The 12086-nt window shown below is 37.2% G+C and carries 11 protein-coding genes; 2 read left to right on the forward strand and 9 right to left on the reverse strand.

Going from position 1 to position 12086, the window contains the following annotated elements:
• The first annotated feature begins 61 nt into the window (after positions 1-61).
• Positions 62-493, forward strand: a complete 432-nt coding sequence (locus D017_RS14585) for a hypothetical protein (protein WP_035337609.1) — start codon at positions 62-64, stop codon at positions 491-493.
• On the opposite strand, the gene D017_RS14590 is transcribed toward D017_RS14585, so the two are convergent.
• The gene (locus D017_RS14590) at positions 483-1961 is read right to left on the reverse strand and encodes a family 20 glycosylhydrolase (RefSeq protein WP_225969311.1); all 1479 of its coding nucleotides are present in this window, start codon (positions 1959-1961) and stop codon (positions 483-485) included. The two genes, D017_RS14585 and D017_RS14590, sit on opposite strands and share 11 nt — an antisense overlap.
• Positions 1962-2039: 78 nt before the next feature.
• The gene (locus D017_RS14595) at positions 2040-3248 is read right to left on the reverse strand and encodes a class I SAM-dependent rRNA methyltransferase (RefSeq protein WP_035337615.1); all 1209 of its coding nucleotides are present in this window, start codon (positions 3246-3248) and stop codon (positions 2040-2042) included.
• 106 nt (positions 3249-3354) lie between these two features.
• Between D017_RS14595 and D017_RS14600 the strand changes: the two genes are divergently transcribed.
• Positions 3355-3939 (forward strand): M15 family metallopeptidase, encoded by a 585-nt coding sequence (locus tag D017_RS14600; protein ID WP_225969312.1) that lies wholly within the window; start codon positions 3355-3357, stop codon positions 3937-3939.
• A 2-nt stretch (positions 3940-3941) separates the two neighbouring features.
• On the opposite strand, the gene D017_RS14605 is transcribed toward D017_RS14600, so the two are convergent.
• From D017_RS14605 to D017_RS14635, 7 genes are all read right to left on the reverse strand, one after another.
• On the reverse strand, positions 3942-6440 hold the full coding sequence (locus D017_RS14605; RefSeq protein ID WP_035337620.1) for a zinc-dependent metalloprotease: 2499 nt from the start codon (positions 6438-6440) through the stop codon (positions 3942-3944).
• Between the two features lie 109 nt (positions 6441-6549).
• Entirely contained in the window at positions 6550-6939 is a 390-nt protein-coding gene (locus D017_RS14610) for a hotdog domain-containing protein (RefSeq protein WP_035337623.1), read from the reverse strand.
• 148 nt (positions 6940-7087) lie between these two features.
• Positions 7088-7774: an HAD family hydrolase gene (locus tag D017_RS14615; protein WP_035337625.1), complete on the reverse strand. Its 687-nt coding sequence runs from the start codon at positions 7772-7774 to the stop codon at positions 7088-7090.
• Between the two features lie 43 nt (positions 7775-7817).
• Positions 7818-8672, reverse strand: coding sequence for a glycoside hydrolase family 16 protein (locus D017_RS14620; protein WP_035337628.1), 855 nt, complete (start codon positions 8670-8672; stop codon positions 7818-7820).
• Between the two features lie 199 nt (positions 8673-8871).
• A complete protein-coding gene (locus D017_RS15065; protein WP_152023911.1) occupies positions 8872-9690 on the reverse strand; it encodes a hypothetical protein in 819 nt (272 codons plus the stop codon).
• A 6-nt stretch (positions 9691-9696) separates the two neighbouring features.
• Positions 9697-10476: a hypothetical protein gene (locus tag D017_RS15070; RefSeq protein WP_051583935.1), complete on the reverse strand. Its 780-nt coding sequence runs from the start codon at positions 10474-10476 to the stop codon at positions 9697-9699.
• A 117-nt stretch (positions 10477-10593) separates the two neighbouring features.
• Positions 10594-12039, reverse strand: a complete 1446-nt coding sequence (locus D017_RS14635) for a dicarboxylate/amino acid:cation symporter (protein ID WP_035337630.1) — start codon at positions 12037-12039, stop codon at positions 10594-10596.
• Positions 12040-12086: the final 47 nt, after the last annotated feature.

The following is a 12086-nucleotide window of genomic DNA, read 5'->3' on the forward strand; positions in this document are numbered from 1 at the left end:
GATACGATTGCATATTACTGTTATCATATAGTATTTTTGATAATAGTAATATCTTTGTAATATGTTAGTATCAGAATCAAATCTCAACAATGTATTAGAAGACGTGTACATCTTAGACACAGGGACTTACTATTTTTTTGAGGATTTTATCATCTCAGAAATTAATGAAGGTTTACTCTTTGACTGGAATATGGCTCAAGAACTTATCAATCTAGCCGAAAACCATTACGGCAAAAATAATAAGGTAGCTTACATATCTAACCGCGTACACTCCTACTCTTTAGTGCCTCAAGACTGGCTTAAATTTTTTAAGGCTCGCAATTCTATTAGTGCTTTTGCTGTGGTATCCTATAATGAAAAAGAAAAGTCTGATATACTTATAGAACGTCTTTTCTTTAAATCTAAAATTAAAAAATTCTTTAACCTCAATGATGCGGTTGCTTGGGCGTCAGAGCAGCAAAGAGAATATAATGTAAAAAAGACTACGGCTTAATCTTAGTTTTAAGTAGTGGGGATTTATAATAGTTTATTCCTAAGATATTCATCCTGTTATAATGCTTATTTAATCGCAACTTATAGGAATCCCAGTTATAATTCCCAGGCTTGCTCCAGCCTAACTCGGCGTGACCTATAAGCCTAGGAAAAGCAAGATATTCAATATCATCAGAGGATTTTATGGTCTCAGACCACAAAGGAGACTCTATACCTAACACTTGTGAGACGGGAACATCTTTAAAGATTTGTGATGGATTCCAGATATAAGCACTATCTACCTCTACATTTCCAGCCCAAGTAAGTCCTATAGGTGACTTCTTTGTATATTTCATATCAAGATACATGCGCTTTGCAGGAGATAAGATAACTTTTGCACCTTGAGCAAGTCCACGCGATGCAGTAGTCGTTCTTTGCCAGTGTTGAACTACGTAGGTGCTATCTATCCCAGCACTTTCTATCTCCTCCCAGCCTATCACTTGTTTATTATATTTCTTTACTATGGGATATACTTTATTGAGAAAAATATTATAATCTTTCTTTGAGGTGACATGAGATTCATCACCTCCTAGATGTATATATGGCCCAGGTGTCATTGCCGCCATTTCCTTTATCACATCCTCTACAAAGGCGTACGTAATATCTTTATCTACGCACAAGGTGCTAAAACCTACACGCATTCCCCTATACAACTTAGTAGCTTTACCATTACAGTTGAGTTCTGGATAAGATGCCAGTGCTGCGTTAGTATGACCAGGCATGTCAATCTCTGGAATCACCGTAATAAATTTTGACTGAGCATAAGCTACAATGGATTTATAATCCTCTTGAGTATAAAACCCTGGGCGTTCACCACGTACAGACGAGCTCCCTCCTATTTCTGTGAGTTTAGGCCATGATTTTATTTCTATACGCCATCCTTGATCATCTGTTAAGTGTAAGTGCAATTTATTGAGTTTATACAATGCCATTTGATCAATGAGACGCTTTACTTCATCTACGGTAAAAAAGTGACGTGCAACGTCTAGCATCATGCCTCTATACTCGTACTGCGGTTCATCAACAATTTTTAGACCTGGGATGACTAGACTATCAATCTGCTTTCCTGCGATAAGAGCATCTGGTAATACTTGCAATAGCGTTTGCATACCTCTAAAGACACCAGTAGGTGTAGACCCAGCAAGTGACAACCTCTTATTATTTATAGCAAGTACGTAGCCCTCTGGAGAAGGTATACTGTCACTGGACACTATATTAAATGAAACAAAATTTTCATCTACTTCATTATCTAGTGTTAAATGAAAAGGTGTTTGTTTTAAAAGACTTTTAAACTGCGTGGCAATTGCTTGCACTTCTGGCAATGTATCACTCATCACTCTCGTTTCTTGATCAAAGAGAAAACCGTAATCCCCCTCAACTATATGATCTGGAATTGGGATAAGAACGAGCTTATCAATATTTGTAGGCACCAGATTTTTTTCCTTTTTACAAGAAAAAAATGAGATACAAATAAGAAGTATGAAAAATCTAAAAGCCATAATCCAACACTAGTTTAATCTATAATAACCACACTTGAGATATGCTCCTTCTGGAAAACTAATAGGGTGATCACTATCATGATACGTCTTGCCTTCTACTGTAAACTTGCGATCTGCCTTTTTAATATTGAGTTCACAGATGTCAAAAAACACCTCTGCTTCTACTCTAGATGAGCAAGATGCTAGTACAAGCATCCCTCTTTTGGCTGTTAGTTTGGTTCCTAATTGAGCCAGTCTAGCATAACTATTTTTGGCCGTGTTAACTTCTTTTGCACTTTTGGCAAAACTTGGTGGATCTATCACAACAATATCATACTTTTCCCCATCATCTATAAGTTGCTGTAAGCCTACAAAAGCATCTATAGCAAGAATCTTATGCTTTCCCTTATGTTTATTGAGTTTACCATTTTCTAGCGCAACTTGTAATGCCTGGGCACTTATATCAAGGCTCAACACCTCTTTTGCTCCTCCTGCAAGTGCGTGTACAGAGAATCCCCCGGCATAGCTAAAAACATCTAGCACCGTCTTACCTTTTGCCATGTCTCCAACTCTTTTTCTATTGTTGCGGTGGTCTAAAAAGTATCCTGTTTTATGCCCATGAATCACGTTTGCCGAAAAATTCACTCCATGTTCTACAAAACGAACCACTTCATTACTAAGAGTTCCATATATAATCTGGCCATCCGTAAAACCATGTGACTTACCTTTAGCTACGTTTCGACTTAAGCGCAGGACCATCGTATTTGCTTTTGAGATTTCAATAAGCTCTGGCAAGATTTCTTCTAGATATGGAAACCATATGGCGCTGTAAATTTTTACAACGATGACATCATTATAGACATCTGCAATAAGTCCTGGAAAACCATCATTCTCTCCAAAAATGAGACGATAACTATTGGTGTTTGTTCTCAATAGCTGTTTTCTCAAGGAGAATGCTTCTTTGATTCTAGTTTTAAAGAACTCCTCATTTATTGTTGCCGGCACGTTGCTCAGAACCTTTATTCTTATAGGAGAGTCTGGATCATACAATCCTATTCCAAACACTTTATCTGATCGATTATCAAAAAGAATGGCAATGTCACCAGAAGTTCCAGCTTTATTAAGCTTTGCTATACTATTTTCAAAAATCCAAGGATGCCCTTGTTTTACTAGCTTTTCGGCATTTGTAGTGAGGTGTACTGCAAGTCTCTTTGTCTTTATTTGAGGTAAATCTATCATGTAAGATGTAGTATTATGAAATTACGCTTTCGCGAAAGCGTGAAAAAAACCAAATTAATCGTAATTTTCCAGTATGAGAATGTATCGCACGCTTTTTTTAGTAGTAATGGCCCTTTTTTTTCTAACCTTCCAAAGTGATGATGAAAGTCCGCTGGTAAATATAGACCAGTTTGACTCAACTTTTGCATACGATGTACGTTATGCTACAGATGATAATTTTTTAAAACAAACAGTTTATGACTGTGTGCAATGCTTACTCATACCAGAGGTGGCAGAGGCGCTTGTAGATGCAAATAACTACTTCTGTGAGTTAGGCTACATGGTAAAGCTGTATGATTGCTACAGACCATTATCTGTACAGAAAAAAATGTGGAAAATTTATCCTAATCCAGGTTACGTAGGAAATCCATATGGTAGTGGCTCTATACATAATCGTGGAGCTGCCATAGATATGACTATTGTTAAGCTTGATGGCACTCCGCTAGATATGGGGAGTGACTATGACTTTTTTGGTAAAGCTGCTCATATTGATCACCCACATAATGAGACCATAACTGCAAATAGAAAGCAATTATGGTCTGTTATGAAAAAATTTGGCTTCTCACCTATTCGTACCGAGTGGTGGCACTTTAATTATGATGCAAAGAACTATGGTCTCAAAGTGCTCGACATCGATCTTGACTGTGAGTAATTTTATTTAGGATCTAGCAATTGCTCTATGCGTGCAAGGGCATCTTCATAGTGATATTTTGTAATCGTATTCACATTGCTATTACGCGCTGAGCGTAGTTTGCTACGCAGTTTTCCTAGCTCACCTCTTACTAGCGGTCGCACATCTGATACACTTACATCATAGTATAGAGTTCCTTCAAAACCTGGTCTACTAGCTCTAGCTCTCGGTCCTTGGTCTGTCATTAAAAACTCCATTCTATCTAAGTAAGAACGCTGCAAATTACGACGGTACAAATCTACCGAAGTGCCTCTGCTAGTTTCTGACCAAATACCATTTCTAAGGTCTGAAAGCATTTCTAATGCGCTATAATAATCTGTTTGCGTAGTCTCTGCATCAATAAGACGACCTATTCTGTCAAAACTCAGGATTCTATTAAGATAACGCGATTGCGCTCTTCTTACCTTTTCTGCATATCCTGCGTGATCTATATTTTGCATGATTGCTGGATCTACAAGCCACGTAGGAGTTTCAAAAAGATTGTTTTGTAACCAGCTCATAGATTCTTTTTGCGCAGCTTTATCTAGGTGCGTATACACGACTCCGGATTGTGAAGGCATTTTAATATCTTCAAAAACTCCTCCTATATTTGTTACAACATGACCTACAAATCTGCTATACACACCTACAAGCTCTCCATAAAGCTCTTCTAGATCTCCGTAGTCGTTTGTTTTATCTGATGTCCAGCTAGGAAGGTTTTGTGCAACATAGCGCAAGTTCTTGAGTCCGTAGGTACTTGCTTTTACTGGGTCATTACCTATAGATTCTGTCTGTGATTGCGGATCAAAGCTACTAGACTGTCGTCCAAATTTAAAACGAGGATCTCCCGCTTTTTCTTGAATCCATTTATTAAGAGTTGCTTTTTCCATTAACGGTGAAGAAGAGTCTGGTAACCAGCGGTAACCCCAGTTAGTCGCATAATGATCATAAGGTCCCATCTGGCGTACAAAACGAATGTTTGTATCTCCTGGTTGTGCTATATAATTATATCTAGCATAATCCATAAGACTAGCTGCAATACCATTTTCTTGTGTAAAAGCTCCGTCTCTGTAAGACTCTACATCATAGGCATAACTAGCTGCCATGTTATGAGGAAAACCTAATGCGTGACCTACCTCATGGGCAATAACCATACGCATCATCTCTCCTATTTCTTCATCTGGTGTATTTAAAGTTCTAGCACTTGGATTTGCTGCTCCAGTTTCAAGAAGGTATCTATTTCTATAACTACGCAGGTGATTATGGTACCAGATAATATCACTTTCTATAATCTCACCACTACGCGGATCTGAAACACTTGGTCCCACAGCATTACGCGTAGTACTCGCCACATATCTTACAACAGAGTATCTTATATCTTCTGGGCTAAACTCTGGATCTTCTTCTGGCGTAGGAGCATCCTTTGCGATAATTGCATTTTTAAAACCTGCTGTTTCAAAAGGTTTCTGCCAGTCTTCTATTCCTTGTTTTATGTACTCTTTTAGGCTTTCTGGTGTTCCTGAATCTAGGTAATAGACTATTGGTTTTACAGGCTCTACAAGCTCACCTCTCTTATATGCTTCTGGATCACTAGGCTCTAGTCTCCAGCGACGTATGTATGTTTTCTTATCTGCTTTTAAGGCATCGCTTCCATAATCATACTGATTTACAGTAAAGAATCCTACCCTTGGATCATATAATCTAGGTTGCATTGCTACTTCTGGAAGCAAAATCATAGATTGATTCACTTGTAAACTTATACTCTCTGCCGAACGTTCTGTAGGTGGCTCTGAGGCATCATATGTAAAGTCTTGCTTTACTTCAATATTTTCTGGAAAACTCTTAACGCTATTGATAAAGCTACGACTACCGTCAAGTTTCTTTACTTTATATTGTTTGCGCAAGCGTCCAGATAGCGGACTAATTGCTTTTACATCTGTAGAAAATAATTTTGTTACATCTACTACTACGGCAGTAGAGTCTTGATTAAAAGCTGCTACATCAAAGGCATATAATGTAGGTTCGTAATTATTTACTCGTACAGAGTTGCTTATTGCCTTGGTGCTATCTGCAACATTTGTATATGATTTTATCTTAAGTAACACCTTATTTTGAAAACGCTGCCAGTGCACAACTTGCTCGTTAGTTTTTGAGCCAGCATTCATGTATCCTCCACCTAGTCCATTAGGAATTTGAGCAATACGAGTAACCCACAGCATGTCTTTTTCAAGTGCTGTAAATGGGATTTCATAGTAAAAATTATTCTTTACTTTGTGTACTTGAAATAAGCCAGAATCTGTTACTGCTTCTTTTGTAATTACCTCAGCATAAGATTTGATTGCATCCTTATTAGCTTTTTTTGGAGGTGAGACCTGCTCTTTTTTGTTTTTTGACTTACGTTTTCTCAATTCTTTGCGTTGTGCAAAAGAATCTTCAACGTTTAAAAATGTGGCAATAAGACAGAGAAGTAGTATTCTTTTCATGGAGTTTATTTAAAGTACTCCGAAAATAAGAATTGAGTGCAATGAGCAAGATTACTTTTAGATAACATTAACAGAATAAAACCATATTAACAAAACTGTTTATGGTCATCTATTTCTCTAGTCTATCTTTAACAAATTCTATTTGTGTTTTACCATGTGCTTGCGCTTTACCATCTTCATCGAGACCTACCATCACAATACGTTCAATACTAATAATAATCTCTCGAGTCATCTTATTGCGCACCTCACATCTCAATGTAAGAGATGCAGTGCCAAACGCCGTGGCTTCTATCCCTATTTCTACAATATCTCCTTTTTTTGCACTTGAACGAAAGTCTATCTCACTCATATACTTTGTAACCGTCCTAGGGTTTTCGAGTTGGATGATGGCATAAAGTGCTGCCTCTTCATCAATCCATTCTAAGAGCCTTCCGCCAAAGAGTGTTCCATTAGGATTTAAGTCTTCTGGTTTTATCCATTTACGTGTGTGAAAATTCATCATATTTGGGTTGAGATTTATCTAAAGTTAACAAAAAGATGTGTCACGCTTTCGCGAAAGCGTAATTAAATAATTCATTTTATCACATCATCAATAAACTTCATAAATATGAAGAGTAACTCATAAAATGACTCTTATAAAATAGCAATTATAAATGCTTGAGAATATCGCTAGAAGCTTTAAATGACTTAAAACGCTCGTGAGTAATCTCTATATCTACCTGCTCATGCGCCCATGTAGTATGGAAAGGAATATGAAATGCATGACCTCCTATTTCTAAGACTGGCAGCACATCAGACTTCAATGAATTACCTATCATTAGAAAAGAATCAGGTTTGATATCTAGATGCTTCACTAGCTTAAGATAATTTGCTGGCTGCTTGTCTGACATTACTTCTATGTGATGAAAGTATTTTGAAAGTCCAGATTTTTCTAGTTTACGCTCTTGGTCGAGAAGATCTCCCTTAGTAGCTACTACAAGTTTATACTTATCAGAAAGCTTCTCAAGCACCTCTTCAATACCATCAATAAGGTCTACAGGAGCGTTAAGCATTTCTTTACCTATATCTATAATGCTTGCAATAATCTCATTAGTGACATTCCTTTCAGAAACTTCTTGCGCACATTCAATTAGTGATAAAGTAAAAGGTTTTATCCCGTATCCGTAAAGAGAGAGATTGCGCATTTCCATCTCAAAAAGTCGTTGCTGGCATGCATCATAATCTATATAAGGGCTCAGTAACTTACACACCTCATCTTCGGCATCACGGAAGAACGTTTCATTAATCCATAAGGTATCATCTGCATCAAAGGCGATTGTTTGAATATTGTTCATGGTATTGTTTTAAGTATGCTTTCGCGAAAGCGTAATAGTCCCTTTAATCCATTTCGTACACACGTACATAATCTACCTCCATTGATGCTGGAAAAATGAGGTCGTCTACCTTACCTCCAAGATTACCTCCTACGGCAATATTGAGTATAAAATAGTACTCCTTCATAAAAGGCCAGTTTTCATTATTATAATCTTCTGGACGATCTATGGTAAGCGTTATATTATCAGGGCTATCTATATAAAATTGAAGCTGGTCTTCTTTCCACAATAATCCATAGATATGAAACTCCTCTTCAATAGTAGGAAGTGCGATAAAATCTGTTGAAATTTGTGTTCCATTAGAGTGATTATTTGCAACACTATGTATCGTTTGTAGTACTTGATCTGGATTTTTACTTACATATTCCATCACATCGATCTCACCACATTGTGGCCATCCTATCTCTGTAATATCTGCACCTAGCATCCATAATGCAGGCCAGATACCTTTTCCTTTATAATCTGGCATTTTTGCTCTGATAGCTACGTGACCATATTGCACTTTCTGAGTACTAGTTATTCTAGCAGAAGTATAATCACCTACTTTTTGACCTTTGCCCTCTTTTTTTACAATAATTTTGAGAGACCCGTCTGCCACCTCAACATTATTCCCATCTGTATAGTTTTGTAATTCTTCATTTCCCCAGCCAGTAGCACCTGTCTTGTAATTCCACTGCGAAGTATCTAGAGTTGTACCATTGAATTCTTCACTCCACTTTAACTTTTGAGTTTCTGTTCCTTCTTGAGAAGAGGGTACTACTTGTTCAATTTTACTCTCTAAGTCATTATTGTTTTGATTTTGCTCTTTACAGCTCAAAATTGTTATAAAGAGAAATGCCAAAAGAATACTATTTTTCATAATAATGGGGTATACATTTATAAAGTTTAAAAATACAATATAACTGCAACAATAGTTAAGACTATAAATTGTAATTGAGACTTGCTATACACTAAAACTTTATCTCAAGATATTATTTGTAGATATACAGAAGAAGCACGCCTATAATTTTAAATAAAACTTGCGTACTTAAAAAGAGTGGTTGAATAGTTAAAGATGCCTAATCGAAACTCTGATCATTATTTGCTGCTCCAGAAGTACTAATAGCAGAAGTTATCCAGTTAAAGTTAGCATAGACATTTCCAGGACCACCTCTAAGCTGTAGAGATTGGCCTATAGGTGTTGCGGTATTTTCTTCTACACCTATATTTATGGAAGTTATACCATCTGCTACGCCACCTACCGCTGTAAACACACCTTCATAACTTAAAAACTGGATTATCTTACCTGCTGGATTTACAAGTGCAAGGCCATCTGGAAGGGCGCCGCCATTTTGAATTCCATTAGGTGGATAACTAATAGTTACAAAGCCGAAACCATTCCCAGTATCATTAGGTATGAGTCCGGTTAAGAATTGGGTATTATATGCAGAATTATTGTTGCCATTATAGAGCACAATAGAATATCCGTTAATATCTAAACCGGCGGCTCCTGCGATCTCAATAAACTCTCCTGTATCTGGGCCTGCGTTTTCATAATGTATTTCATTTATCCAAATATCTGTCCTCACTGGAATCTCTGATGCACATTTTATATGACCCCAGAATTCTCCATTAAAAATATCGATACAGCCCGTAGCCTCTACATAGACCATCATACCTTTATCTGCAATAGTTGTTGGTATGCCATCTCTTGCTGCGTCAGATGGAACCCGTGGTGGCATAAAACCTAAATAAGCACCCGCACCATCTATTTGACTAGTTACTTCTAGCATCGCCTTTTCTGAGGGATTTCTAGTGCCTACCCCTACTTGACTTATTAAAACAAATGAATAGAAAATCATTCCAATTACACACAAAGACTGTTTTGATAAACTCATAATCTCCTAATTAAAAGTTTGCCCTACATTTTTTGTTCCTGCTGTACTTTGTCCTACAGCACTAGTACTCCAAGTAAAATCTATAAAAGAATTGCCTGTTCCTGTAAGATGTATAGATTGCGTTGCGGTTGTACTTGTAGTCTCTATGACGCCCACATCAATTGATGTAAGTCCATTTGCTGGACCACCAGTAGCTGTGATAGTTCCTTCATAACTTAAAAACTGTATCACTTTACCATCCGGACCTACTAGCGCAAAACCACTGGTGTCATTTCGTAAATTAGCATCTACAGAAATAGCTCCATAGCCATTTTCCTCATCATCTATAGTTCCAGAAAATGTAAGGATTACACCATAGGGTTGTCCTGTATCTGCACGGTATCTTACTAGGTAATAACCAGAGATATCCAAACCAGCAGGTCCAACAATTTCGATAAACTGATTTACATCTGTACCGTTATTTGCATAATGAAATTCGTTGATCCAAATGTCTGAAGGTCCGCCTGAACAATAAATACTTTCCCATGCGGTACCAGTCCAAAAGTCTAGACAACCGGTTTCCTCCACAAAAACCATAAGACCTATATCTGTAGTGGTAGGTGCAATACTAATTTGATTTGCCGTGGTCGCCACTCTTGGAGGAATAAATCCCTTATAGTCACCTCTGCTAGTAACACCGCTTATTTCGAGCATAGCAGCATTAGAAGGTGTAGTTGTGCCTATACCCACTTGAGCATGTAAAAAAGATGTTGCTAGTAGCAACAATGAACACGTAAATACTTTCATAACTATGATTTTACACCATAGCTAAGTAGCTAATATACAGAATAGTAGTCTGGGATTATGAAAGTAATGAAGATTTCCCCTACAAAATGTTTTTAAGCCATTTTTTCGCCTAACTACCTATTTATCAGGATTAAAGGCGTCATCTGGATTTACATTCTCATCATAATTAAGCATTCCCTCCGTTTTTGCAATTATAGAAGAAACTGTTGCATCTCCAGTTACATTTACAACCGTTCTACACATATCGAGAATACGGTCTACAGGAAAGATAATCGCAATCCAAGCTGGATTTAAATCTACAGATCCCAGCACAATAATAAGCATCACAAGTCCAGCACTAGGTACCGCTGCAGATCCTATAGATGCTAATGTTGCAGTAAGTACAATAGTAAGCTGTTGTCCTAATGTAAGATCAATCATGTGAAGCTGTGCAAGAAAAACCACTGCTACAGCTTGATATAAAACAGTACCATCCATATTTACTGTAGCTCCTATAGGAAGTACAAAACTCGTTATCTTCTTATCAACTCCTAAGTTGTCCTCCACACACTCCATCGTTACTGGAAGAGTCGCAGCACTACTTGAGGTAGAGAAAGCTGTTGTTTGTGCTAGTCCCATTGCTTTAAAGAATCCTCTGTAAGGAATCTTACGTACAATGAGCTTTATAATCAATGGGTACATCACAAATATCATTAGCATCAAGCCCAAAAATACTGTAAGCGAATACCAAGAAAGTCCTTTAAATATTTCAACAACCTTTCCTATATCATCTCCCGCCATTTTACTAATGACACCAGCTAACAAAGCAAACACAAAAAATGGAGATGCTTGCATTACAAAATCCACCATCTTTAAAAATACCTCCATCACACTGTCTACTAGCTTAATTACCGGTCCAGATTTTTCCTTAGGAATAAACAACAAGCTGATTCCAAAAAATATAGCAAAAAAGATAATTTGCAACATTAACCCATTATCTGTGAGCGCTTTAAAAAAGTTTTGAGGAACGAGATCAATAAGAGGTTGTAAAGGACCTGCGTCTTTAGTCGCGTTTGCAGTTTTCATTTTTTCGGCAACGGTTGCATCTTCCCCTTTTGATTTTACGAGTTCGTTTACACGTCCAGCACGCTCCATAAACTGAGGATCTTGTAAATAATTTACACCATCCTTTATTTCAACACCTTGTTCTTGAGCCCAAAGTTCATAACTTATTCTGTTATCTATACGACTTTCTTGATCTACAAGTGCTCCAGGTTGTATAATGTTTACAAGTGTCAAACCTAATCCTACAGCTAGTAATGTAGTAATAAGATAAGCTAGAAGTGTTTTTCCACCCATTCTACCTAAACTAGATGGATCACCTATACCAGCAACTCCAGCGATGATAGAAAATAGAACTAAAGGAACTGCAATAAGTTTTAACAGATTGATAAAAATCGTTCCAAAAGGGGCAATCCAATTAATTGTAAAGTCACTTAATCCTACCGAAGAAGATATCAGTGCCCAAACCACACCTAAAATTAAACCAATAATAATCTTCCAGTGTAGTGCTAATTTTTTCATAGGTAGTAGTTCCTTCTTGAATAAAAATCCAACTAGTGAGTTGAATA

This window comes from Dokdonia sp. PRO95, assembly GCF_000355805.1.
Classification (GTDB): Bacteria; Bacteroidota; Bacteroidia; order Flavobacteriales; family Flavobacteriaceae; genus Dokdonia.

What these genes read in the sequence shown, in the direction of transcription:
- D017_RS14620 (WP_035337628.1), bottom strand. Translation starts at nt 8,672, where the DNA reads ATGAAAAATAGTATTCTTTTGGCATTTCTCTTTATAACAATTTTGAGC.
- D017_RS15065 (WP_152023911.1), bottom strand. Translation starts at nt 9,690, where the DNA reads ATGAGTTTATCAAAACAGTCTTTGTGTGTAATTGGAATGATTTTCTAT.
- D017_RS15070 (WP_051583935.1), bottom strand. Translation starts at nt 10,476, where the DNA reads ATGAAAGTATTTACGTGTTCATTGTTGCTACTAGCAACATCTTTTTTA.
- D017_RS14615 (WP_035337625.1), bottom strand. Translation starts at nt 7,774, where the DNA reads ATGAACAATATTCAAACAATCGCCTTTGATGCAGATGATACCTTATGG.
- D017_RS14600 (WP_225969312.1), top strand. Translation starts at nt 3,355, where the DNA reads ATGGCCCTTTTTTTTCTAACCTTCCAAAGTGATGATGAAAGTCCGCTG.
- D017_RS14635 (WP_035337630.1), bottom strand. Translation starts at nt 12,039, where the DNA reads ATGAAAAAATTAGCACTACACTGGAAGATTATTATTGGTTTAATTTTA.
- D017_RS14585 (WP_035337609.1), top strand. Translation starts at nt 62, where the DNA reads ATGTTAGTATCAGAATCAAATCTCAACAATGTATTAGAAGACGTGTAC.
- D017_RS14595 (WP_035337615.1), bottom strand. Translation starts at nt 3,248, where the DNA reads ATGATAGATTTACCTCAAATAAAGACAAAGAGACTTGCAGTACACCTC.
- D017_RS14605 (WP_035337620.1), bottom strand. Translation starts at nt 6,440, where the DNA reads ATGAAAAGAATACTACTTCTCTGTCTTATTGCCACATTTTTAAACGTT.
- D017_RS14610 (WP_035337623.1), bottom strand. Translation starts at nt 6,939, where the DNA reads ATGAATTTTCACACACGTAAATGGATAAAACCAGAAGACTTAAATCCT.